Source organism: Parasphingomonas caseinilytica (assembly GCF_036663755.1).
Taxonomy (GTDB): domain Bacteria; phylum Pseudomonadota; class Alphaproteobacteria; order Sphingomonadales; family Sphingomonadaceae; genus Sphingomonas.
The window spans coordinates 25,677-48,417 of sequence record NZ_JAXOJL010000007.1 but is presented as its reverse complement, the minus strand read 5'-3'; the positions used below and the strand labels follow the sequence as shown (position 1 = coordinate 48,417).

The following is a 22,741-nucleotide window of genomic DNA, read 5'->3' as shown; positions in this document are numbered from 1 at the left end:
GGAAGATGGCGGACGACCCTTTCTCCTCATTCCCAGTTGACCTCCGCCTTATTCGTGCATAGTATCTTATGCGATAATTAGCTATCATCGCAAGGGGCGGCATGCAGGACGAGATCCGGTTCTACCGCGCCAATGAAAAGCCATATGGGGCCTTCAGCAACCTTTATCGGCGTCCGGTTTTGTTCGAAGACACGATCTTCGCGACCTCCGAGCACGCTTACCAAGCTGGCAAGGCAAGGAAGACGGAGGTTCGCGCTTGGCTTCTTGCCGCGCCCTCGCCGGCACTTGTCGCAATGGCGGCGCATGGACTTTACAGCTGGGACATCGTCTCAGATTGGTCGAGAATAAAGTACAATCGCATGCGAGACGTCCTCAACGCGAAGTTCACGCAACACCGCGATCTCGCCGAGCTGCTCGTCGGCACGGCAGAGGCGCGTCTCATCGAGGCTGCGACCGTCGATAACGCAGTCAATCGAACATGGGGGGAGGTCAACGGGAAAGGGCGGAATATGCTCGGCGTCCTTTTGATGGAAGTACGCGCCGATCTCGCAGCCGGCCGCCTTAAAGTGCAGAGGCCTTTGGAACAGTCCGACGCCGCCGTTCGCGCCGCGATCGGTTGAAGCTTTCAATTTAGTCGGTCGTGCGCGAGAGGGGCGCATGACCTTTTATCAGGATCGATTGGACGCCATTTCGGAGACGCTCGACTATGCGCGGCGGCTCGATGTGTCGGCGCTTACGTCCACCATCAACACGCTCGGCGACCTTCCGGTGGTGACCATCGGATCAGGGGGGTCGCTCGTTACTGCCGCCCTTTTGGCTGACGAGATCGTGCGTCGCAACCGGGTGTCTGCCCGGGCCATGACGCCCCTAGAAGTGATTACCGACCCCCTTGCGGTCCATGGTGTCTGCGTCTGGTTGGTGAGTGCCGAGGGTAGCAATCCCGATATCGTCGCGGCAATGGAGGCGGTCGTCCGCGCAGAACCTGGCCGGCTCATTGTAATCTGCAACAAAGCCGACTCGCTTCTTGCTCAGGCCGCCCGCGACCGCCACCTCGAGCTTTTCGTTTTCCCCACTGAGGATCAGAAGGACGGTTTCCTCGCCACGCACACACTGATGCTCTCGACGGCGGCGATCCTGCGCGCCAGTCGTGGAGGCGACGACGCTATTCCACTGAGCAAACTGCCGGCGGCGGCCGGGGCGCTCTCGCGGGAAGGACCTGCGCTGTTCATGCGCGAGACTCTGTTCGTGCTATTCGATCCGTTGCTCGCCGATGCCGCGCGGTTGGTGGAGACTAACCTGTGGGAGGCTGCCGTAATGAACGTCGAGGCCGTCGACCTTAGGAACTTTGCGCACGGACGACATCTTTGGGCAGCGAAGCGAGGAGGGTCGCTCAGCATCCTAGTGCTTGCCACGGACGTTACGGCGTCGTTGTGGGCGGAGCTCGACCGTGAACTGCCCCCGTCGATCCCGCGTTCGATCGTCTTTTTTGATAGCGCCGACCCGTCCTTGGTTCTCTCCGGCCTTTGGACAGCGATGGTCGTCACCAATGTGGCGGGGTGGGTGAGGGGCATCGATCCGGGCAGGCCGGGCGTTCCCGATTTCGGACGACGTATTTACCATTCACCGGCTTTGCTCGGTGTCGCGGGCGCGGCGCCGGCAATCACGCCCGTTGCCCGCAAGGTTGCCAGTCGCGCCACTGCTTCGGCGGACCCCGAAGCTTGGCGCGACGCCGAAGCCGGTTTTAGGGCTCGTCTCTCCGCCACTTGGTTTGATGCGCTGGTCCTCGATTATGACGGCACGCTGGTTTGGTCGAACGCGCGGCAGGAGCCTCCCGGTTCCGCGATTGTCTCGGCGCTTCGAACCATGCTCGAAAGCGGAATACCGGTCGCCTTTGCCACGGGTCGCGGTGATTCAGTTGGTGTAGCGTTAAGGTCGTGCCTCCCGGAGCGCCTGTGGCCGAAGGTGATAGTCGGCTACTATAACGGTGGGCTGTGCATGAGCCTCGACGAAGCTGTCGATCGCGCCGGCTTGCCCATCAGTGACGGGCTGATGGCGATAAAATCGCAGCTCAACGAGCGCTTCGCCGCGGACGCGCTGACGATTAAGGATCAGACGGTCCAGCTGTGCATCACAAGTGACGTCTTCCCTGTCCGCTCGATCAGGGAGCTGGTGCTTGAGATCATCGCGGCCCAGTCTATCGAGGGTGTTTTGGTGTTGACCTCCGGCCACTCGGTCGACGTCCTTAAGGCGGGCACTGACAAGCGGAACGTTCTCGATGCCCTTGCGGCGCATTGTGGCAAGCCATCGCCGAACATCCTGCGGATCGGCGACTCGGGCGGCTTTCCCGGGAACGACTACTCGCTGCTCGATAGCCCGTTCGGCCTGAGCGTGGATCGGGTCAGTGGTGATCGCGAGGGCTGCTGGAACTTGCTGCCGGCGGGCATCCGGGGTCCGGATGGGTTGGTCGCATATCTCCAACGCCTGAGCATCAAGGGCAGTGGCTTTTCGATTGACGCAATGACACTATGAATCGATCAGCCAACGTTCTATATATGTTCCTATCACCTCGTTTTGGGCGGGAGCTTTAACGACTTGAGCCACTCAAATGTTCTTACCACCGGGTTTGTCGCCTTAGACGTGGTTTGCCAGAATGGTGCGGATCAGGTCCGCTTCGCTGCGGGCGGTTCGTGTGGAAATGTCAGCGCTACGCTCGCGGCGCTCGGTTGCGACGTTTCCTTGGTGTCGCGCCTTGGCGATGATGCCGAGGCCTCCTTCGTACTTTCGGATCTAGATGATGCGGGCGTGTGTCTGACCCATGTCCGCAGAGATCCGTCAATAGCCACACCTGTAGTGGTCCATGAAGTCATGCCCGGCGACGCCGATCACCGCTTCCTTCTGAACGATCCCGCATCGGGCGCCCGTTTCCCCCGATATTGCCCGTTGGAAGATGCGGATATTTTGGCGCTCCTTGCCTCGGCCCCGCCCCGCCTGTTCTACTTTGACCGCCTCTCGTCCCCCATCATCGCTGTGGCAAAATGGGCAAAGGCGGGTGGTGCACTGACCTTCTTCGAGCCGTCCGACCTGTCTTGCGATGTCGAGATCGCGGAGGTCGAGCCGTACGTCGATATTCTCAAAATATCGTCCCAAAGGGCACACGAGTTTGTTGGGCGGCTATTGTACTCGAGCCCGATCCAGATCCTCACCGATGGGCGTCGCGGCCTTGAGGTGCGGATGGGTGGGCACGAGGACTCGGAGCATCACCATCTCGATGCAGTCCGCGCGCCACTTCTAGTCGATTCGGCGGGTGCGGGGGATGCCGTTTCCAGCGGGGTGATCGCGACCATCTTGGAGAACTGGACCGGTGAGCTACCGACCCCCGATTTGATCCTGTTCGGTCTGCGCCTCGGCCAAAGCCTCGCCGCCCTGAACTGCGGCTTCGCCGGAGCTAGAGGCGCGCTCGGCAATCTCGGTTCCGCTAGCGTGATCAAGTATCTGCAGGGGACCGATCTCGCCATGTCCCAGCCGTGGAGCTCGGAGCCGATCGGTGGCATTGATCGCCTCCGGGCGCATCTGGCGTCTCATGGTCTGGAGCGGCGATACGCTGGTCTGCGTACAGGTTAAGCATATCGTGGGGTTTGTGCATATCTTTACGAGACATATGCCCTGATCAAGTATCAGAACCTCAAGTATTCGTCGATGAGCCATGGAAGTTGCAGTCTCTTGTGGCTGGCTTGGAAATAAGGATGCCACTAGGTCTTAGATGGCTTCGGTCGCATCACAGGGTCGGCGGGCATGATCACAGAATCCTCCCAGGAAATTCGACGCCAAACATCAACTGCTCGATCGTCGAAGTCGAGCCGCGGCTGGACGATCTGCCGATCCGATACCGTGAAAGGCATCTGCGACCACTTTGGTGCCGCCGCCTCCAAAAATGCCAGCTCCACCTCCGTGACGCGTGCGACGAGCGTGTCCACATCTATAGGATCGGCCTCCGCGCGCATCTTTCCGAGCGCCAGAGAAAGCATAGGCAGAGTGACTAGGCTCACGTCGAGGCCGGGTGTCACGATGTCGGGAGTGCCGAAGCACGCCCGTGCCAGTAGACTATGACGTATGTCCGCGTGCGCGACCGGCCGGCCCACAGCTCTGCTGGCGATTCGCTCCTGCACGTCGATGGGGAGATCTCGGAAGCTGCGGATCTGGGCGAGGCCTTTCTTCATCTGGTCGGCGAGATTGCGGGTCAGGCGGGCGCCATGGGGCGGCAGCATGCCCTTGGCTTGGATAAGAAGGACTGGTCCTCTCGGTCCTGCGACGATTAGGTCGAGCTCGCCGACATCGCCGCCGTTTCTGAACTTGACGTTAGGCTTAACCTTCCAGGCTCCGCTGTTCAGGAAGAGCGCCTGTGCCTGCCCGATCAGCACCGGCTCAAGATCCTTTGAGACGTGCGTGTCGAACTTGCTCTTGGGTCGATCCTTTCGCGTCCGGTTGGAACGGTCGGTCTGCTGGGCCTCCCCCTCTTTGACCTTGGCGGCCTGTTCGATAATGAAGGCGGAGACGAGATTGCGCAAATGGGTCTGCGTCATTACGAGCTCTGGTGAGAATACGAAGAAGTCGTCGAACCTGGCAAACGGGGGAAAGAACCCATCGCCGCCATGATGCCGGGCGGGCGTCCTGCGGAAGTCGATGCTAAGCAGTTCCAACATACGCTCGACCTGTGTCCGCTTTGTTTGCGAGAGCGTCACGAGCAGATCAATGAACGTTTCCGCATTGTAGCTGACGGAAATCCACTCGAGCGTCTCTTCCGACGAGCCTTTGACCCCATCGCGTAGGGCAAGCGACCATCCCATCTCCGCGCAGAACTCGGCATAGGCCAGAAGAGCCGTACGGATTAGGTAGAACGTCCTGTACTTGAAACCGAAAATATTACGCATGCCGGCCTCGGTGACGAGGTTCGGCTCCGCCATGCCCCCCAGCAGCCGTAGCATCTTGCGCTTGAGCAGCGCCTCGACCAGCACGGCGTCATGCTCGGGCGCCATGGCGGCAAGCGTGTCTAGCTCCGGATCAAGCTTTCGCGTTTCGGCCAGCGGAAAGACTAGTGCGAGCTCGCTGAGCAATATGTCGCGCGCCTCGAAGTCGGCGGACGCCGAGGTGTGGTGCTTGAGCTCGAACGTGACCCCATCGTCTGTGATATCGTACAAGTTCTTGTGGACTTCCGGCATTGTCTCCGAAAAGGCCATATAGCTCAGCAACTGAGTGAACTGACGACCGTCTGGATCCGCGGCCTGGAACGTCTCGATCATGTCGCTCGCGGATTCGCGGCTCGGCGCATTGGGCAGATTGACGATAATCCCTATGAGCGCGCTGAGACGCGTGACAAACCTGTCCGCCATCCCCGGGATTTCCGTAAGCCCCTGTACATTGGCATTGCGAAACTGGAATAGGTATCGGTGGAGACCGGCGAGAAAGGCTCGAGCGCTCAGGCTGCATATTGGAAGCGCGACAATATGACGGTCGACCCGGCCCTCGAAGTCTATCAGGGCCTTTTTCGCTGTCATCGCTTGATTCCTTCTAGGCCAACGGCTCGCATGGTCGCAGGGCAGATATCCTGATCACTCACGTACGGGGAAATATTTTCGACTTGTCACTCGATGTTTTCAACTCGTAGATCGTTACTTCCAACTAAACGAGTTGAAGCGGCTGCTGGGCCAGTCGATCAAACATCTTAAGCGCGCTGCTCACCATCGTTTCGAGAGCGCAGCTTTACCCGCGCCGCCCAGATTGCGGTCTCGTCATCGGCGTTGACAGTAACATTCACAGCCTCGCGCACAATATCGATGCGAACAGCCCGACCTTTACTCTCCCGCCCTTGGCAAGTAGCAGTTTCTAATAACCAGCTTCGACACGTCAGGGCGGTGACCGCGCACAATTGGTCAGGCGCGGCGGTGGTTTGCATCATAGAAAATTGGATTGCGCACCCAGTCATCGACCGCGGAGGCATGCCAGCCGACGCATCGCTCGCTGAGTTGCACGCTTTTTGGAAACGTGCCGCTCTGGACCTTACGGTAGAGCGAGGACCGGCTAAGCCCCGTGCGATCAAGGACGGCATTGAGGCGCAGGATGCGTTCGTGTTGGTCGGCCATAATATCCCGGGGATGCTGCGGTAAGAGGCGTCGAGCAGAAAATGCCTCCTTCCCTATAGGTGCAAGAGGTAGCTCGACGCCGGCGAGTGGTGGCGATGTAAAACCAGCCTTGGCGTAAGCATCCATCGGCAAAATTGGATGAGCGTCTGCCGCTTTGGCGACATCGTGCTCTACGCCGCTGGCGCGTCGCCGGGCCGCTATGCGTCCCGGTCCATCCGGATTGCGATCACTGACGTATTGGCCGTGCGTGCCGCCCGGCCATGCGGTCGATCGCTTGCGCGATCGGCGTGTGCCTCCGGCACGCGACCTGGCGGGGAGGGGCGTCGCTCTCCGGTAGGCCCGTCACGGCGGGTCGCAAGCCGGGCTTTGCCCGGCTCCTCCATTTCATTCCGGCCCTTAGGGTGCAACCCGCCGCTTGCCCGGGCCTGCCGGTCCGCTCCTGCCGCCCACCCCCGCCATTCCGGCGCCGGTTGCGGTGGTTTTGGAGAAGGTAAGATGAAGAACAGGACGCCACGGGATCGAGCGGGCCTCTATACAGAGGTGACGGCTCGCGTGATTGCCGGGCTTGAGGCAGGGCGGGTGCCCTGGGTTCAGCCGCGAAATGCAGCGGCGGGTGGTTGCACCATGCCGCACAATGCGTTGATCGGGCGACGACATTCAGGGATCAACGTGCTGATCCTGGGGGCGGCGATAACCAATGGGCGGTTCAGATCGCGACGCTGGCTGACCGGGTGGCAGGCTGAGGCAGCGGGCGGGACCGTGCGGCGCGGCGAGAAGGGAATTTTCCGCGCCGCGAGCGCTGCCAGCAAGGCGGCGGATCTCCTGCCTGGGTTCTGCCCTGACGCTGGCGATGCGATCGATCGGGAGGCGGGCGCATGATCGACCCACGAAACGCGCTGACGCGCGCCCAGCGGACGTCCGGGCAATCCACCATCTCCAACTCCGCCACGGACGACATCCCGGCCGACCCGGCACAACTTGCGACGATGGAGCGTGCGATGCGCGCGTTGCCGCGCCTCACGCGCGAGATCTTTCTCGCGCACCGGCTCGACCGCCTCGGTTACGATGAGATCGGACGGATCGTCGGCATCACGCCGCGGCAGGTCGAGCGGCACGTCGCGAGGGCTTTCCATCAACTCTCGCGTTACCTGAATGGCGACGAGCGCACGCCGTGGCAACGCCGCTGGCATTCCTTCCTTGCGCGACTTCGGAATTGACTGCCCGAACTGCACGCCGGTCAATCCAGGCGCAAGGCAGCCCGGTTGCGATCTGACGCCCGCGCGGGGCTCGTCCGATGGCAGCCGGGCGAGCCTGTGCTTTCCTGTCATGGCTCGCTAGGATCACCTCATGCGCGATACCCTCGACCATCTTCCCAAGTCCAAACAGCGCGAACTGGCGCACGTCGTTCGCGTGCTGTTCGAGAAGTTCGAAGCCGCGCACGCGCGCGGCAATCAGAAATGGGCCAAACAAGGGCGCATCCTGAAGCTGGTGCTGTACGGATCCTATGCGCGGGGCGACTGGGTCGATGATCCGGTTGGCGGCTACAAATCCGATTACGACATCCTCGCCGTCGTAAGCGACGAGCGCCTAACCGAGTTCGAGTTTTGGTCACCGGCCGAAGATCGGCTGATGCGGGATACGACGATTACCAATGCGCTGACCGCGCCGGTCAGCTTGATCGTTCATTGCCTGAATGACGTGAACGCTCAGCTCGAACGCGGGCGACCATTCTTCGTCGATATCGTTAAACAGGGTGTTGCGCTTTACGACGCCGAGGGGTTCTGTTTTGCCGCACCGCGCGATCTTCCGCCCGAGGAAGCACGCATCGAAGCGCAGGGCTATTTTCAAGAATGGTTTGAAAGCGCTGCCGCCTTTGCAAAGGGCGCAGCATATTATCGAGATATCGGGCGACCGAAAGAAGCTGCGTTCAATTTTCACCAGTCAGCAGAACGTTTCTATCACTGCGCTTTGCTTGTGATGACGCTCTACAGCCCAAAGTCGCACCGGCTCAATTTCCTGCGCTCGCAGGCCGAGCAGATCGCGCCGGAATTGATCGCGGCCTGGCCGCGCGACGACAGGTTCAGCCGGCGCTGTTTCGAGCTGCTCCGCCAGGCCTATGTCAACGCGCGCTATTCGCCGCATTACGAGATCGGCGATGACGAACTGCGCTGGCTAGGCGAGCGTGTCGCCGTACTGCAGGCACTGGTAAAACAGGTCTGCGAGGCGCGGCTCGCGCCGGGCGATCTTTGATCCCCCGGCACTTGCGCGTTCAGTCAAACTTGACCGCAAGTGGTGCGCGCTTTGGCTTTGCTGCGGGCTTTGCGGCTGTTGATCTTGCCGCGCGGCCTTTTTGCCCGAGGCCGATCTTCATCGCCATCGCGCGGCGCGCTTCCGAATAGCTCTCCGCGACCATCGGATAGTCGGCCTTCAGATTGTAGCGCTCGCGATATTGGTCGGGCGTAATGCCATTGGTGGTGAGATGACGTCGCAGGGTGCGGTACGGCTTGCCGTCGATCATCGAGATGATGTGATCCCTGGACGCCAGGGATTTGCGCACCGTCACTGCAGGCGTAAATGTTTCGGCCAAGGCGGCGCTATCCGTTGCGGCAGCACCGGTGCCCGCTGCACCGGTCAGTTCGCTCACCGTGGCATGCATTGCGCGCACGAAGGCCGGCACGTCTTCAGCCGAGACGCGATTGGTCGCGTTGCCAAGCCAGGCGATCGTCAGTTCGGCGGCAAGCACGACAGCGTTGGGTGAAAAGTCTTCGGTCATTCTGGCGTACCCTTATCTTTATTGTGGCAGAGGTTGTCGATTTGAACCGTGTCAGTTCCCACCATGCCCTGCACTCAAATCATTTAATGGGGATCGCGCAATAAAGCGACTGGTCACGCGGTGGAAGTATCGAAAGCCCGTTTTCCGCGCCGTCGCCACAGTGTCATCATCTCATCGCGATCGTCAGCCTGCAACAGCACCGTAATATCGAGCAACGCACCAAGGATAATCGCGCGATCGTCATCGACCAGATCGATGATGCCGGACTTTGCCACCAAACCACCGAGCTCGATCAACTGGCCCGTGCGCTCGCGGCGCGTCACGACCCAGGCCCGTATGTCTGTTCGCGCACGTCTAGCCTCCAGCCGATGTCGTGCCGCCTCCGCCCGGCGCAGCGCCGCCCGCGTGGTCGCGAGCAGGTCCAGCAGCCCGCGCCGTCCGCTGAAAGAAGGCCGCGCCGCGCTTGCGCCAGCTCTCCTTCGCGCTCGCGTCCCTGCTCTCGATTCCGGCGAGCAGAAGTCCGGCGAGTTGCTCCACGGAAAGCGCATCGGCCCCGGTTGCGATGACCAGCTCGCCTAGCTGATGCAGCCGGCGCTCCCTGAGCAGCTTTGCCTTGTCGCCAAGTGCCTTCAGCTCCGAATCGAAGTTACGTGGTTTGCGCATCGGATCCTCCTCAATTGCGTCTTGAGGACGCACCAGTTATCGAAGCGGTTGATCAGCGTAAACAGCGTGACATTTAGTGGGACGCGGCCGTCCCGAGATAAATGAATATTTTCGAGGGCGCGCTTATACGTCGTGCCGACGTCGCTTGTGTAGTGTAAGTGGATGGCCGTCATGGCGATCTACCATTTTTCGGCCAAGGTGATCTCGCGGGCCGCTGGGTCCAGTGCGCTGGCATCGGCTGCGTATCGTTCGGCGTCGCGGCTGCACGACCAGCGGCTGGGCCGCACCCACGACTTCTCCAACAAGGCCGGTGTCGTGCATTCCGAGGTGCTGTTGCCGGACGGCGCACCGGATCATCTGTCGGATCGCGAGCGGCTGTGGAGCGAGGTCGAGGCGGTCGAGGTGCGTAAGGACGCGCAGCTGTCGCGCGAGATCGAGTTCGCCATCCCGCGTGAGCTGTCGCAGGCGGACGGTATCGCGCTGGCGCGCGACTTCGTGCGCGACGAGTTCGTATCGCGCGGCATGATCGCCGATCTCAACGTGCATTGGGATATCGGCGCGGACGGTTTCGCCAAGCCGCATGCCCATGTGATGCTGACCACCCGAGAGGTCGGCGAAGAAGGCTTTGGCCCAAAGAACCGCGACTGGAACCGCACCGACCTGCTCGAGAAGTGGCGCGAGCGCTGGGCCGAGCATGTTAACGCGCGGTTGGCCGAGCTGGATATTGACGCGCGGGTCGATCATCGCTCGCTTGACGCGCAAGGCATCGACCTCGATCCGCAGCACAAGATCGGTCCCGCGGCGTCGCGCATGGCGGGGCAGGGACTGGAGTCCGAGCGCCTCGCCGACCACGCTGAGATCGCCCACGCCAATGGCGAGAAGCTGATCGCCAACCCAGCGCTCGCGCTCGACGCGATCACGCGCCATCAAGCGACGTTCACGACGCGCGACCTGGCGATGTTCGTGCATCGCCATAGCGACGGGAAGGATCAGTACGACCAGGTGTTGGCGGCGGTAAGGACCGCACCCGAGCTCGTGCAACTCGGCAAGGACGGGCGCGGCGAAGTTCGCTTCACCAGCCGCGACATGATCGAGACCGAGCAGCGGCTCGCGCGCGCGACCGACATCATGGCGAACCGTGACCGGCACGCTGTCTCTGACCGTGACCGCGACATCGCGCTCGCAAGGGCGGCGGCACGCGGCATGATCCTGTCATCGGAGCAGCGCAGCGCGCTGGAGCATGTCACTGCCGCCAAGGATCTGGGCGTCGTCATCGGCTATGCCGGGACGGGGAAGTCGGCGATGCTCGGCGTTGCGCGCGAAGCGTGGGAGGGGGCGGGGTATTCCGTCCACGGCGTTGCCCTATCTGGCATCGCCGCCGAGAACCTGGAGAGCGGCTCGGGCATCGCGTCGCGCACGATCGCGAGCATGGAGCATCAATGGGGGCAGGGCAGGGAGTTGCTCGACCGGCACTCGATCCTGGTGATCGACGAGGCCGGGATGATCGGCACGCGGCAGATGGAGCGCGTCGTGGCCGAAGCAGAAAAGCGCGGCGCCAAGGTCGTGCTGGTCGGCGACCCGCAGCAGTTGCAGGCGATCGAGGCGGGGGCGGCGTTCCGCTCGACCGCGGAACGTCACGGCAGCGTCGAGATCACCGACATCCGCCGCCAGCGCCAGGACTGGCAGCGCAGCGCAACGCGCGAGCTGGCGACGGGGCGGACGGCCGACGCAATCGCTGCCTATAACGAGCGGGGCAGCGTGCACGCCGCCGCCACGCGCGAGCAGGCGCGCGAGGAGCTGATCGACCGCTGGGACCGCGACCGGGCCGGCGCGCCGGATGCAACGCGGATCATCCTCACCCACACCAATGACGAGGTTCGCGAGCTCAATCTCGCCGCGCGCGAACGGCTTCGTGTGCACGAGCAGCTTGGCGACGATGTCGTCATCCATACCGAGCGCGGTGAGCGGCAGTTCGCAAGCGGCGACCGCGTCATGTTCCTGAAGAACGAGCGCGAGCTTGGCGTGAAGAACGGCACGCTTGGGCAACTCCAGTCGGTCACGCAAAGCCGCATGGCGGTGATGCTCGATGATGGTCGGTCGGTCGCGTTCGACGTGAAGGACTATAACCAGATCGATCACGGCTACGCCGCGACCGTGCACAAATCGCAGGGCGTGACGGTCGACCGGGTCCATGTGTTGGCGACGCCGGGGCTGGACGCCCACGCCGCCTACGTTGCGCTGTCGCGGCACCGCGACGGCGTAGACCTCCACTACGGCCGCGACGATTTCGCCGACCAGGGCAAGCTGGTGCGCGCGCTGTCGCGCGAACGCGGCAAGGATATGGCGTCGGATTATGGCCCCATCGTCGATCAGGAGCGGGGCGCATCACCACCGCCATCGCGCAATCCGTTCGAGGGTCTGAGGATCACGCCAGCAGTGCCGGCCGCGCCAGAAAGGACGCCGCTCGACAAAGCGGTCGAGCGTTATGCCCGTGCCGCAGTCGGCATCCTCGCAATGCGCGATCGCGGTCTGGAGGAGCTGCCGCACCAGAGCGCCGCGTTTACCGATGCTGCCAAAGCGGTGGAAGCGGTTAGGCCGGATGGCGCGCGCGATCTGCGCGCCGCAATGTGGGCCGACCGCGGCGTCATCGAACAGGCCGCCACCGGCAGCACAAACGCCGCGATCCGGGCGATGGCGCTGGAAGCTGAGATCAGGATCGACACGGCGCAGCGTGCCGACCGGTTCGTCGCCGACTGGCAACAGAAGGTGCGCGGGTTGGAGAAGATCAGCGAGAGCGGCGATTACGCTGTCATCCATCGTGCGAAAGACAGCATCATGGAGATGGCCGACGGCCTGCATCGCGACCCGCAGCTCGAGTCGCTACTCCGCAATCGCACGAAAGAGCTCGGGATCGGGCAGGTTACCGGACAATCTTTGTCCCAGGAGCTCCAGCGACATCGCGTCCTCTCGCTTGGGCGAGGCCTCGGCCGCTAAGCAGTGGCCATGACCGATGATAGTACCCAAACTGCCCCGCCCACCGACATCATCCAGGCGTTCGAGACGCTACGCGGGGAGGTCAGTCTCACGCGCGCTGCACTCGAGGGGCTGACCGCCGCGCGCGAGCGCATCCCCGATTACAGCCTGACGCTCGGGCAGATCGTTCACGATCTGAAAGGCGTAGCAGCCGGCATCGCGAAGATCGAAGCCCTCCCGATCCTCCGGTTATCGCAGAGCGCGCGGACCGCGGAGATCGTCGAGGCGGGTGCCGAAGTCCGTGCCGCGGACCATGCTATGCTCATGGAAACCCGAGACGTCCTGCTTCACTCGATCGGCCGGGTCGACGGGATCGTCGAGCGGGGGCAGGCGGCTGATCGTCAGTGGCGTCGCGTAATCCAGGCCGGATGCGGCGGTGCGCTCGCCGCGACCGTGCTGATGGCGATCCTGCCAGGTGCGGTTGCCCGATCCCTACCGGCCAGTTGGCAGGTGCCGGAATGGATGGCGACGCGCGTCTTGCGGATGGAGCGACACGTGGCAGGAGGCCGCCTGATAGGCATTGAGGAAGCCACGTCAGTTTCGAGTCCGCCAGCGGTTCCAACGCTTGAGCCGGAAATACCGAAGCTGCGCCGTCGCAAACACCAATGGTGATTGTCAGCATCACTAGGACCACACCAAGTGTTCTAAAAGATGATGCCCACGAAACCGCGCCCGGCCGTGCCCTGCGGCCCGAGCTGACCGTCTCCTGCCCGAAGCTGTCACCCGAGGACCGCGCCGGGACGCTCGCCCTCAACCCGACCCGAGAAGGACGCCGGAACCTCACCCACGAAATTCGGCTCACGCTGCTGCGCGAAGGCCAGCTCGGCGACGAGGCGATGGTCGCGACCGTTCTCGAACCGCATAGCCTCACGCGCGCCGAGGCCACACAGGCCCGCAGCTACACCCCCGGCGACATCGTGATGTTTCGTAAAGGTGCGAAGGGCAAGCCGCGCCCCGGTGTCCGCACGATCCATTCGGCCCAGGGGGCTTCAGAAACCCACGTCATCGCCCACTTGGAGTTGTTCCGCGCCAACACCGTCGCTACCCGCGCCGCCTATGGCGCCATCAGCAGGGCGCGGGCCCATGCCGTCCTCTACAACGACATCCGCGCCTCCCTCACCGAGGCGCTCGGCTTGCGCGACGAATCGCAGGTCGGCTCGATCGACGAGACCAAGTCCGGTAGCCGTCTTGCCATCGCCGAAGCCATACTGAGCGGCAGTGCAGGCTTTGAATTTGTCAAAAGTCGATTTCTCCTCTTGCGGCGAAGTTTCAGAGATGATCTCGGTCGGCGGCACGCCGCCTTTGTTAACTTCCGCAGGAGCTTGTCACCTCAGCTCGAATTTGGACTGGAGCAGCATCCCCATAGGGTATGGTCGATGTTTGCTTGGAACTGAATATCCTTCCCTTACAGGCGCTGATCACAACAACCCTGCCATTATTCTCAACCGACACCTTCAGGCGATAGAGACTTCGGCTAGCCACGATCTTCTCGCGTTGGTCGTCAATCACAATCAACACGTCGCGATACACCGACCCCGCTCCCCCGCCATAAGCATCGCTCTCTATAAGCAGGACCGCTTGCGAGCCTGGAAAGGGGATGCGCTCGTCTACATTGCGCTTGCCTTGCCCGCACGAGCAAAGGCCGATAACCAGCCCAACCGCAGCCAAAGCAGCAACAATGTTAAGATTAAACATTATCCTCATCGGGCAAAACAGTTGTTGACGTAGTAATTGTAGCCAGCGGTAATCGGTCCCGGGTCGTCCAGATTGTCGCCGAGATTTATCCCTTTTAATGTCACCGCATCCATAAAGGTCTGAACATTAGCTGCACGGGCCAGAAGTGTCTTCAGAGAGAATCCGTATGCCGCGCCGACAGCGCCGTAATTGAAGTTACCGAAAACTGCAAAACTATTATTTCTGATCTTATAATCCTGCGGTCCATATGGAGCCACTTTCGCAGTGAAATTAGAAACGTTGCTCAGATTTATCCCTCCGATTTCTGGGGAGAACGGATCCAAGGAGTTAACTTTGGCATCTAAGGCTCCCTCTCGGATATTTCTATCAAGCGCAGCCTTGCCAGGACCTGAAGGAACAGCAGGGCATTGTTTTTGCTGCTGCTTTTTTGCCGTGACGATGACATTTCCCTCATCGCCTGCGCCATCACCTCGCTCGTAACGACTTTCACGCGCACCTCGAAAATATCTGTCAAGATCCCACGTAAGAAATACGTTTTCGTACCGGTATCTCGCGGTTACGCCAATCTCGATATCGTACAATCCGCTCGGATCGGTCTTGTTCACCGGATCACCGCCGACGTAGTTGTAGAGGTTCAGCCCGTCGGTGTAGCCAATCGGATCTGGCTGCATGAAGCGCCCAAGGGTTGGCGAGTATGAGCGCGCCTTGAAATGCGCCATCCCGAGTTCCGGAAGCCAAGCCTGACCGGTATACTGGAAGCGCGATGTGTAACTGGCTCCAGGGATGCCGAATTCGTCATAGCTCATGATTTGACTGGCATTGCCGCCATCGTCGGCGGTCGCGACTACGGAACCACGCTCGTCGGCGTAGAACCAACTGCGCCCCTGCGGGCCATAGCTGACAACCGGATCGTCGTTGCCGGTGCTGGGAACATGGCGCTGAACTATGTTGCCGCTGACATCATACTCGGCGATCATCTGATCACCGGCATAGCCGAAGCGCGTGACGCCAGCGCCATTGACGGCAGTGTACGACAATCGCCCCAGCGCATCATAGGCAAGTTGCGCACCCGTACTGGATCCGGTCAGATGGCCGAGTGTGTCATAGCCGTAGCTGATTCCAGCATTGGCATCCGAAATCAGGTTGCCGCGACCATCATATCCCAACGCACTGTTTCCGACCTGGGCATACTGGTTCAGAGTATTCGGCGTGTAGGCGCGATCTGCAGCGATCTGCCCTGTCCATGAATAACTGTCGTTGGACAGAGTATGGATCGTGGTACGCGACAGTCGGTCAAAGGTGGTGCCATAGGTGATATCAGCCGCAGTGCCGGCGAGGTCGTGCGAGAGACTCGTCAGACGTGAAAGGCCATCATAGCCATAGCCGCTCGACGTGGCGTTGCCGCGCGTCATCGCGATCCGCCGGCCTAGCGGGTCATAGCCATACTCAGCCAACACCATGCCGCCATTTTCCCGGACACGCTGCAATAGCCCATCTGTACGATATTCATAAGCGGCGAAGAACCCGTCGTTCCAAGTGATCCGCGTGCGATTACCGGAGGAATCGTACTGGTACGAGGTAGCGCGGGTTCCGATCCCGGCAAGATCACTGGTCTCAGACATCATATTGCCGAGTGCATCATACGCCAGCGAGATTGTGTTCGTCCACGGTGCCTGACCATTACCGTTCGAAGCCGAGGTAAGGCGACCCAGCAGATCATAACCCCGGGAAATATTGCTGTTCGAACCGCCTGCAGGCAAGCTGACGGCGGTAAGCTGCCCCAGTGCGTCCCGCCCGTAGAAAATTGAGGATGCATCGCGCTGGCGTAGCGAAGTCACGTCGCCGTAGCCATTGCGGTTGATATATTCATAGCTCTGATCAGCATAAGTTGTGCGCAGCAGCCGATCGTATCCATCATATTGATAGCTCGTTAAATTTGAATTGGAGTCTGTGACGCTCGTGATCTGACCATTTGCGCTGTACGCATAGCGAGCCAGGGCCACGCCATTCAGCTTCTGGGTCGAGACCCGTCCATCGGCCCCGTAGACGGTCTCCCGAACGTCGTCTGAACTGCCGCCGCCGTTCAGCACCGTGCAAGCATCACCCGAGGCCCCGCCACTACGCCCTGCGGCGCAGCGCAACCGGTCGTCATCGTCATAGGTAAAGTCGGTAATTTGCGAAACGGATCCGCCCAGCGCAACCCTAGCACTTGGACGCCCCTTTGCGTCATATTGCGCCGTTACCAATTGCGCGGTCGAAAATGCGTTCCAAGCGGCATCGTCCAGCCCGCCGACCGTGCCAGTTTCGAAGGAGCTGACGCGCCCGGCACCGTCACGTCCAATCCGGGTAGCCCGCCTGGTGCCTGATCCGTCAGCCGCAGGAGCGGCATTGATCTGACCGACAATCTCTCGCATGCGATTGTAACGTATTGCTAGCGTGTCACCAGCGCCAGCGAGCGGTCCGTCCACAGCAACGGGGTTACCGTAACGATCATAACTTATCGTCGTCGTTGTAACGACCGAATTGTCGCCAGCTCGTACGGTGATGCTGGTGGGCAGGAGATTGTTGGGCTGACCGGGCGTACCGTAAGCGATCTCGGTCACCGTCTCGTTAGCGGTGCCCACGCACGTCGTCGCGACCGAGCATTCGGTCGTTTTTGTCAGCTTCCAGATCGGCGATCCGGATTGTGCCAATGTGCCAGCCGCGTCGCGATAGTAGGCGTACAGCTGCTGATAATCGAAAGTCTTCTGACGACGAGGTGCACCGTTGCCGGACGATGGCCAGGTAACCTTGGTGACCTGGCCATGTGCTGCGCCATATTCATAGTCGGTGACCTGTCCACGAACATCGGTCGTGGTGACCGGCTTATCGCATGCACCGGTCGGGCAGGACGCTGCGTACGTGGCAGAGGTTGAGATTTGCTCGGTTCCACCCTTCGCGACAGTGTTAGTCGTGACGATATTGCCGCGTCCGTCGCGTGTGTAGTTTGTGCGATTGCCTTCAGGGCTGATGATGGAACTCAGCCTATTGCCGCTGTCGTACTCGTACCGAGTGGTTCCTCCGCTACCGATCCGAGCGCCGGTCAGCAGCTTTTGATCATAAAGGCCGGTGACGATGGTCTGCAGGCCCGAAGGTGCCGTTATTGTCGTCGTCCGGTCATTGCCCGATGCCGCGTAGCTGTACTGCCAGGTCGAGCCACCCTTGGAGTAGCTAATGACCCGGTTGCCCTCGTCATAGGCAAGGGTAAGGAAGTTTTCCGGATAGCCTGCCGGTCTGATCGCCACGATGCGGCCCGCCGTATCATAGGTAAGGCCGGTCTCTCGTCCTTCGGCGTTCGTTCGTAACTCGACGTTGCCGGCGGACGAGTATCGCGCGTTGTTCCACGTCGGACTATCGAGAAAACAGGTCTGAATAGTGCAGTTCTGTTCGGCCGTGTTCGCCGCGACGACACCACCAATCGCCATCCAATTTGGTGCGTTGCCCTGATCGAGCCCCTCCTGGCCACCGTATCGATAGCTGAAGAGCAGGCGGTATCCATCATTGCTCGATACTGTCGAGACGCGACTGATCTGGTAGTTGCCACAACCGCCAGCGCAAAAAGGAACCTGTCCCAGATCGTAGGTGATGTCGACGATCTTGCCGGTGGGGTAGGTGATCTTGACTACGCGCTCTGCGGCAACGCGAACCGCCTCGGACCGGACCGAGGCGCTAAACTGATACACTACTCCATCCGCGGTCGTGTAGACATGTCCTTGAGCATTCGTCGAGATCGTTGCGCCTGTGCCGTTGACGCTGTCATTGTGCGAGAAGCTAAACTTGTCAGTCGTGACACCGATGGTGACGTTGAGGTACCCACCAGCGTTCGTGAAGCCGGTCGTATAATCGTCGTCATACCCTCGGTCGCGCTGGATGCGAGAATAGGACAATCCGAAATCATTGCCGGCATCTCCGATGCTGATTTCGGAAGACGAATAATAGAATTTGCCCGTGACAAGATCGACGCCGCGCTCGTCACGTTGATAGCGTTCCGGTGGCGCGGGCTGATCACTGGCGGATTGCGCGATAGCTACAGATGGCAGAAGGACACCACTCGCGATGATCGACGAACCAAGCAAGAACAAAAGCTTCGCTTTCATCTTTTCCCCCGAATCTTTGCTGGCCTCGAATCTGAACCAGTTCTTTAGGGAAATCAGGATTGCTCATGTTTGTGACATGATCATGAAATCGAAATGAGGCCGCGATGTTATACCTGTGTCATATCGTCGTCATCAAAGAATGAAAAATTGCCGATCTGCGAGATCGCTCGTTTCGGGGGCTGCCATGAGAAAAGCATCAGGTTTGGTTATGTTCATCGCTCTGATAGGTGCGCTGCCGCCTGTACATGCCGCTGAAACCGTCACTTATTCATACGATCACCTCGGACGGCTAACAAAAGTCGTCCGGAGTGGCGGTCCCGCATCCGGTGCAATTGTCGATATCACACATGACGCCATGGCGAACCGGATAAGGCTCGTGTCGACGATAGGGCAAACCTCTCCTAGCGGAAATTGCGGGTTCAGAGTGCTGGATGCAGCCGGAAACGGTGAATATACGTTCGAAGTTCCGGTTCAGCGCGTAGGCACATGTACTGGTACGGTCGTTATCAATTATAACAACGGATTCGGAGGGACTGGTCAACTGAGTTTTATTCCTTCGGAGGAATATAAGTACTTCCCCGTTCCAGCAAGCGGTTGTGGCAGTGGTAACTCGACAGCGACTATTACAGTCGCCTCGGGCGATGCCTTTATCGATCGAGGAGCGGCGACCGTGATGGTTTGGGAGAGCTGCTGATGAGAATCAGATCAATATTGTAAATTGAAGGTCTGCATAAGAGATTTGACCCTGCGTCGGCTTGTAAAGGTAATACTGGTGATGTCCTGATATTGAGTTCTTCCGCTGTTCAGTTACATAATCCGGCCATGGAGCAGGTCCCCGTTGATGAGGAAGGGCGGCAGCTCGTCCGCGATGTGATCTCGGTAAGGTCAGGACTCATCGATCAGAGCCAGAAGATGACGGTTGCGGCGAGCGCGATGGCTGAGAAGAAGTCGCTTGGACATCGATCGTAGCGGGTAGCGACGCGGCGCCAGTGCTTTTCAACTTAACACGCAGGCACTCGACACTCGGCTATCTCAGCCCCATAGACTTCGAGAAACAGGCTCATATAGGCTAACTCGGTGTCCATGAGACCGGCAGCAGCTCAACACAAAAGATCAAGCGGTGAGACGATGCTAAGATCGACCATAATGTGCCGCTAGACCCTGGCGGCCTTAGTTCCCTGGCTGCTGCAGTCATCTGGCTTCAGGACACCCTGCTTGGCACAGTCGCCACAACCGTCGCGATCATCGCGGTGGCTGTCGCGGGCATGTTGATGTTTTTTGGCCGGATCGATGTGCGTCGAGGTTTGGGGATAGTGATAGGCTGCTTCGTCCTGTTCGGTGCATCAAGCATTGCAGTGGGCATCCAGACCGCGGTCGCGCCGAGCGCATCATACTATCTTCCCATTTCTCCTCAGCCCGGAGTCCCGGTCGCAATGCAACAACCTCCGGCGCCAAAACCTCGACCACCCTATGATCCCTATGCGGGCGCATCGGTTCCACCGAGATGATCGCCTCGGAACACGCGACTGATTTTGCTGTCAACGGCGAGTAAGTACCACTTCGGCAACACGCCGTCGGCCGCCGTCGCGGGTGAGCTGGACGAACACATCGACCGTCTGGCGGACATAATGATGCACGTCGTCGCGTGAGAGCTTGGTGCCGGTTTGCAGCACGAGCAGCGTGATCTGCTCGATCGCGCGCTCCGCGCTGTCGGCGTGCACGGTGCTCATCGATCCGGGGTGTCCCGTGTTGATCGCGCGCAGGAACGTGTAGGCCTCGGCGCCGCGCAGCTCACCCAGGATAATTCGGTCGGGTCGCATCCTCAAGGACGCGGCGAGCAGGTCGTCGGCGCTGACCTGTGCCTCGCCCAACTGGCCTCGCGCCGCAAGTAGCCCTATCGCATTGGCATGGCGCAGATGCACTTCGGGCGTATCCTCGATCAGGATCAGCCGCTCCCGTTCGGGGATTTCGCGGATCAGCGCGTTCAGAAACGTGGTCTTGCCGGTCGACGTGCCGCCCGAGACGAGGATCGTCTTTCGCGCCTTTACCGCGCGCGACAGCATGCCGGCGATGTCGCCGGAATCGAGCAGCATTGCCAGTTCCGCATCGACGCTTGATTCGGTGCCCAAGGCCCCGCGTTGCGTCTCGTCGAAAGCGCCGGCGGAGATATAGTCGCCAAGCGACAGATCGGGCGACACATGCTTGCGGACCGCCAGTGCGATCGGCCCGCGTGTTGCGGGAGCCAGTACGATTTGCACACGCGCGCCGTCCGGCAGCGTGGCCGAGAGCAGGGGGTGTTCGCGGCTGATTCCCTGATGCGAGAGCGCGGCTATCTGGCGCGACAAACGGATGAGCGTCGCTTCGTCCAGTGCGGGTGCGTCGTGTCGCTCGATCCCGCCGGTGAGCGTCTCGGCCCAGACCTCGCCGGGCCGGTTGACGTAGAGATCCGTGACATCGGCGCGACCGAGCAGGTCTGCCAGCGGCGCCAGATAGGAATGAAGATAGATCGGGCGACCGGCAGCGCTCATCGGCTGCCCGCGACGCCGGTAAAATCCAGATCGCGTGATACGAACACCGAGATCGCGGTGCCCTGCCTGACGGTCAGAGTGGGCTGCTGCGCACGGTTATTACCGAGCAGGGCCGATGTGCCGGTGTTGGCGAGCCCAGGCACCGCGCCGATATACACGCCCGAACTGTTGCCGCCGGCGCGGCTGGCGAGCGCGACGCCGATATCAAGCGAGGTCTGCAGCAAGGCGGTCGCGAAACGTGAGAAGAAGTGGCTGTTGACGCTGCCCTTGATGCCACCACGGCCAAGCTGATCGGCGGCAGGCGATTGCAGCGCGATGGTCACACCGTCCGGACGCACGAGGCGAGTCCACATCACGCCAGCGCGGTTCTGGCCCGGTTGCAGGTCGGCTCGATATTCACCGATCAGTCGGCTGCCGCGCTGGATCAGGATCTGCGATCCGTCAAACCCGCGCACATCATCCTGCACCAGCGCGCGGGCGAGACCGGGCCGTGTCGAGTCCAGTGCTGTCTCGAGCACGGCCGGGATCAGCGTGCCCTGCGGCACAGTCGTCGCCTGATGTCGGATCGTCGTCGAGCGCACGCGATCGGCCGAAGCGAGTGAGGTCGCGCCTTGAGCCGAACCGCCGCTCGCGGGCGCCGGAGCATCGGCGGGCTCGGCCTGGGTCGCGTCATAGACCAGGACGGAGTCGCCGTTTCCCTTCCGCGTCGGCGGTGCCGGGGCCGGCAATATCGGTTGCTGAAGTATGGGCGGCGCTGCCGGCGGCGCGTAGGCGACGCCCGGCTGCGCGGGTGCGCGCAGGAAGATCGGGGGCGTAATTCTCGGCGCAGACGTGACAGCCTGTTCCAGCGGAGGCGGTGCGGGTTCGGGAGGGACGAACAGGAAAGGCGGCGGGACCGCGGCCCGGCCATAGGAATCGGTGCCGTTCGTTCTCAGGGCCGGTGCGGTGAGCGCCGCACGGCGTGCATTGAGCACCGAGAACAGCAGGATCGCGGCAATCGCAATGCCACCGGCAAAGATCCACCACGGCAGCGCGCGCGGCGCGCGCGCGACCAGCGGGCGCACATCCGCCTCCGGCAGTGCGTGTCGCGGGTCGCTGCCGGCTGAAGGCGCACTCGCCACTACTTCCTGGCCTTCGCGCGAACCCGCGTCGCGCTGGCAGTCGCCTTATCGAGGCGGAAGATCAGACGCTCGCGCACGCTGTCGAGCACATAGTGTTCGCCGCGCATTGCGCCATCGACCAGGGTCTCGCGGCCCAGCGCGTCAATCGCGAAGATCGCCGGCAGCGGCCGATCGGGTGCGAACGCGATATAGGTTTTGGCGCCATCGTCGTCGATCGCGATCGGACGAATGGCCCGCATGCCGTGCAGTCGGTAGCGCCCGACCTCCGGTTCGCCGATGACCGGCTTCGCCAGGGTCACCACCGCCGCGCTCGGGTAGGTGAAACGCACGGTGTACGCCATATTGGGCAGCGGACCGTAGAGTGGCGACAGCTCGAATGCGTAGGTCCGGGCGTCCGTCACCACGGTCATGTTGGTCGTAACACCGTTCGCCAGCGCCTTGATAAACAGGTGATCACCGCGCTTGTTGGGAGTGACCTGCCAAGAAGCACTATCGCCGATCGCGACGTTTTCGATCCGCTCGCCGCCGAACTCCACCGTCAGTTGATAGCCACTGGCGGCCTGCAACTGTACGACCTGATTGGCGTCATAGGCGATCGTCTGGATGCGCGGGTCGCCGGGGCCGGGCATCGGCCGCATCTGCGCGCCGGTCGCGG

At 61.3% G+C, this 22,741-nt stretch carries 20 protein-coding genes and 1 pseudogene; 11 read left to right on the top strand and 10 right to left on the bottom strand.

Annotated features, from left to right (window positions below; all coding sequences use genetic code 11):
- The first annotated feature begins 101 nt into the window (after positions 1 to 101).
- The 3 genes from ybiA to U1738_RS14680 all read left to right on the top strand — a co-directional run bounded on the left by ybiA (position 102) and on the right by U1738_RS14680 (position 3,621).
- Complete coding sequence (ybiA, locus tag U1738_RS14690) at positions 102 to 620, top strand: riboflavin biosynthesis intermediates N-glycosidase (RefSeq protein ID WP_332789807.1); 519 nt, start codon at positions 102 to 104, stop codon at positions 618 to 620.
- A 37-nt stretch (positions 621 to 657) separates the two neighbouring features.
- The gene (locus U1738_RS14685) at positions 658 to 2,529 is read left to right on the top strand and encodes a hypothetical protein (RefSeq protein ID WP_332789806.1); all 1,872 of its coding nucleotides are present in this window, start codon (positions 658 to 660) and stop codon (positions 2,527 to 2,529) included.
- Between the two features lie 63 nt (positions 2,530 to 2,592).
- Positions 2,593 to 3,621: a PfkB family carbohydrate kinase gene (locus tag U1738_RS14680; protein WP_332789805.1), complete on the top strand. Its 1,029-nt coding sequence runs from the start codon at positions 2,593 to 2,595 to the stop codon at positions 3,619 to 3,621.
- 128 nt (positions 3,622 to 3,749) lie between these two features.
- Here U1738_RS14680 and U1738_RS14675 read toward each other — a convergent pair whose 3' ends face one another.
- Both U1738_RS14675 and U1738_RS14670 read right to left on the bottom strand, forming a co-directional pair.
- Entirely contained in the window at positions 3,750 to 5,552 is a 1,803-nt protein-coding gene (locus U1738_RS14675; protein ID WP_332789804.1) for a hypothetical protein, read from the bottom strand.
- Between the two features lie 375 nt (positions 5,553 to 5,927).
- The gene (locus U1738_RS14670; RefSeq protein ID WP_332789803.1) at positions 5,928 to 6,263 is read right to left on the bottom strand and encodes a helix-turn-helix transcriptional regulator; all 336 of its coding nucleotides are present in this window, start codon (positions 6,261 to 6,263) and stop codon (positions 5,928 to 5,930) included.
- Positions 6,264 to 6,275: 12 nt separating this feature from the next.
- Between U1738_RS14670 and U1738_RS14665 the strand changes: the two genes are divergently transcribed.
- The 3 genes from U1738_RS14665 to U1738_RS14655 all read left to right on the top strand — a co-directional run bounded on the left by U1738_RS14665 (position 6,276) and on the right by U1738_RS14655 (position 8,387).
- Entirely contained in the window at positions 6,276 to 7,016 is a 741-nt protein-coding gene (locus U1738_RS14665; RefSeq protein WP_332789802.1) for an ArdC-like ssDNA-binding domain-containing protein, read from the top strand.
- Positions 7,013 to 7,354, top strand: a complete 342-nt coding sequence (locus U1738_RS14660; RefSeq protein WP_332789801.1) for an RNA polymerase sigma factor — start codon at positions 7,013 to 7,015, stop codon at positions 7,352 to 7,354. Before U1738_RS14665 ends, U1738_RS14660 begins: the two co-directional genes overlap by 4 nt.
- 130 nt (positions 7,355 to 7,484) lie before the next feature.
- Positions 7,485 to 8,387 carry a HEPN domain-containing protein gene (locus U1738_RS14655; RefSeq protein WP_332789800.1) on the top strand — a complete coding sequence of 301 codons (903 nt, stop codon included), beginning with the start codon at positions 7,485 to 7,487 and terminating at the stop codon, positions 8,385 to 8,387.
- Between the two features lie 19 nt (positions 8,388 to 8,406).
- Here the strand turns inward: U1738_RS14655 and U1738_RS14650 are convergent, their stop codons facing one another.
- From U1738_RS14650 to U1738_RS14640, 3 genes are all read right to left on the bottom strand, one after another.
- Positions 8,407 to 8,910, bottom strand: coding sequence for a Ros/MucR family transcriptional regulator (locus U1738_RS14650; RefSeq protein WP_332789799.1), 504 nt, complete (start codon positions 8,908 to 8,910; stop codon positions 8,407 to 8,409).
- 113 nt (positions 8,911 to 9,023) lie between these two features.
- On the bottom strand, positions 9,024 to 9,233 hold the full coding sequence (locus tag U1738_RS14645) for a conjugal transfer protein TraD (RefSeq protein ID WP_332789798.1): 210 nt from the start codon (positions 9,231 to 9,233) through the stop codon (positions 9,024 to 9,026).
- A 31-nt stretch (positions 9,234 to 9,264) separates the two neighbouring features.
- Positions 9,265 to 9,573 carry a conjugal transfer protein TraD gene (locus U1738_RS14640; RefSeq protein ID WP_332789797.1) on the bottom strand — a complete coding sequence of 103 codons (309 nt, stop codon included), beginning with the start codon at positions 9,571 to 9,573 and terminating at the stop codon, positions 9,265 to 9,267.
- Positions 9,574 to 9,744: 171 nt separating this feature from the next.
- Between U1738_RS14640 and traA the strand changes: the two genes are divergently transcribed.
- From traA to U1738_RS14625, 3 genes are read left to right on the top strand one after another with little or no spacing between them, the layout of a single operon-like run.
- Positions 9,745 to 12,567, top strand: coding sequence for a Ti-type conjugative transfer relaxase TraA (gene traA, locus U1738_RS14635; RefSeq protein ID WP_332789796.1), 2,823 nt, complete (start codon positions 9,745 to 9,747; stop codon positions 12,565 to 12,567).
- 9 nt (positions 12,568 to 12,576) lie between these two features.
- Positions 12,577 to 13,218, top strand: coding sequence for a hypothetical protein (locus tag U1738_RS14630; RefSeq protein WP_332789795.1), 642 nt, complete (start codon positions 12,577 to 12,579; stop codon positions 13,216 to 13,218).
- A complete protein-coding gene (locus tag U1738_RS14625; protein WP_332789794.1) occupies positions 13,212 to 14,000 on the top strand; it encodes a hypothetical protein in 789 nt (262 codons plus the stop codon). Before U1738_RS14630 ends, U1738_RS14625 begins: the two co-directional genes overlap by 7 nt.
- Positions 14,001 to 14,306: 306 nt before the next feature.
- On the opposite strand, the gene U1738_RS14620 is transcribed toward U1738_RS14625, so the two are convergent.
- Positions 14,307 to 18,437, bottom strand: coding sequence for an RHS repeat-associated core domain-containing protein (locus U1738_RS14620; protein ID WP_332789793.1), 4,131 nt, complete (start codon positions 18,435 to 18,437; stop codon positions 14,307 to 14,309).
- Between the two features lie 184 nt (positions 18,438 to 18,621).
- Between U1738_RS14620 and U1738_RS14615 the strand changes: the two genes are divergently transcribed.
- Positions 18,622 to 19,131, top strand: a complete 510-nt coding sequence (locus tag U1738_RS14615; protein ID WP_332789792.1) for a hypothetical protein — start codon at positions 18,622 to 18,624, stop codon at positions 19,129 to 19,131.
- A gap of 205 nt (positions 19,132 to 19,336) precedes the next feature.
- Here the strand turns inward: U1738_RS14615 and U1738_RS14610 are convergent.
- A pseudogene (locus U1738_RS14610) lies at positions 19,337 to 19,432 on the bottom strand (IS5/IS1182 family transposase); the annotation flags it as partial.
- A gap of 153 nt (positions 19,433 to 19,585) precedes the next feature.
- On the opposite strand from U1738_RS14610, the gene U1738_RS14605 reads away from it, so the two are divergent.
- Positions 19,586 to 19,945: a TrbC/VirB2 family type IV secretion system protein gene (locus U1738_RS14605; RefSeq protein WP_332789791.1), complete on the top strand. Its 360-nt coding sequence runs from the start codon at positions 19,586 to 19,588 to the stop codon at positions 19,943 to 19,945.
- A 30-nt stretch (positions 19,946 to 19,975) separates the two neighbouring features.
- On the opposite strand, the gene virB11 is transcribed toward U1738_RS14605, so the two are convergent.
- Genes virB11 through U1738_RS14590 form a run of 3 tightly spaced genes read right to left on the bottom strand, consistent with a single transcriptional unit; the run spans position 19,976 to position 22,715 of the window.
- The gene (virB11, locus tag U1738_RS14600; protein ID WP_332789790.1) at positions 19,976 to 20,965 is read right to left on the bottom strand and encodes a P-type DNA transfer ATPase VirB11; all 990 of its coding nucleotides are present in this window, start codon (positions 20,963 to 20,965) and stop codon (positions 19,976 to 19,978) included.
- The gene (locus U1738_RS14595; protein WP_332789789.1) at positions 20,962 to 22,029 is read right to left on the bottom strand and encodes a TraB/TrbI/VirB10 family type IV secretion system protein; all 1,068 of its coding nucleotides are present in this window, start codon (positions 22,027 to 22,029) and stop codon (positions 20,962 to 20,964) included. Before U1738_RS14595 ends, virB11 begins: the two co-directional genes overlap by 4 nt.
- Before the next feature lie 56 nt (positions 22,030 to 22,085).
- A complete protein-coding gene (locus tag U1738_RS14590; RefSeq protein WP_332789788.1) occupies positions 22,086 to 22,715 on the bottom strand; it encodes a TrbG/VirB9 family P-type conjugative transfer protein in 630 nt (209 codons plus the stop codon).
- Positions 22,716 to 22,741: the final 26 nt, after the last annotated feature.

Coding starts and splice junctions, on each gene's coding strand:
- U1738_RS14655 (WP_332789800.1), top strand. CDS start 7,485: ATGCGCGATACCCTCGACCATCTTCCCAAGTCCAAACAGCGCGAACTG.
- ybiA (WP_332789807.1), top strand. CDS start 102: ATGCAGGACGAGATCCGGTTCTACCGCGCCAATGAAAAGCCATATGGG.
- U1738_RS14590 (WP_332789788.1), bottom strand. CDS start 22,715: ATGCCCGGCCCCGGCGACCCGCGCATCCAGACGATCGCCTATGACGCC.
- U1738_RS14630 (WP_332789795.1), top strand. CDS start 12,577: ATGACCGATGATAGTACCCAAACTGCCCCGCCCACCGACATCATCCAG.
- U1738_RS14660 (WP_332789801.1), top strand. CDS start 7,013: ATGATCGACCCACGAAACGCGCTGACGCGCGCCCAGCGGACGTCCGGG.
- U1738_RS14625 (WP_332789794.1), top strand. CDS start 13,212: ATGGTGATTGTCAGCATCACTAGGACCACACCAAGTGTTCTAAAAGAT.
- virB11 (WP_332789790.1), bottom strand. CDS start 20,965: ATGAGCGCTGCCGGTCGCCCGATCTATCTTCATTCCTATCTGGCGCCG.
- U1738_RS14640 (WP_332789797.1), bottom strand. CDS start 9,573: ATGCGCAAACCACGTAACTTCGATTCGGAGCTGAAGGCACTTGGCGAC.
- U1738_RS14685 (WP_332789806.1), top strand. CDS start 658: ATGACCTTTTATCAGGATCGATTGGACGCCATTTCGGAGACGCTCGAC.
- U1738_RS14615 (WP_332789792.1), top strand. CDS start 18,622: ATGAGAAAAGCATCAGGTTTGGTTATGTTCATCGCTCTGATAGGTGCG.
- U1738_RS14650 (WP_332789799.1), bottom strand. CDS start 8,910: ATGACCGAAGACTTTTCACCCAACGCTGTCGTGCTTGCCGCCGAACTG.
- U1738_RS14675 (WP_332789804.1), bottom strand. CDS start 5,552: ATGACAGCGAAAAAGGCCCTGATAGACTTCGAGGGCCGGGTCGACCGT.
- U1738_RS14670 (WP_332789803.1), bottom strand. CDS start 6,263: ATGGATGCTTACGCCAAGGCTGGTTTTACATCGCCACCACTCGCCGGC.
- traA (WP_332789796.1), top strand. CDS start 9,745: ATGGCGATCTACCATTTTTCGGCCAAGGTGATCTCGCGGGCCGCTGGG.
- U1738_RS14665 (WP_332789802.1), top strand. CDS start 6,276: ATGAGCGTCTGCCGCTTTGGCGACATCGTGCTCTACGCCGCTGGCGCG.
- U1738_RS14620 (WP_332789793.1), bottom strand. CDS start 18,437: ATGAAAGCGAAGCTTTTGTTCTTGCTTGGTTCGTCGATCATCGCGAGT.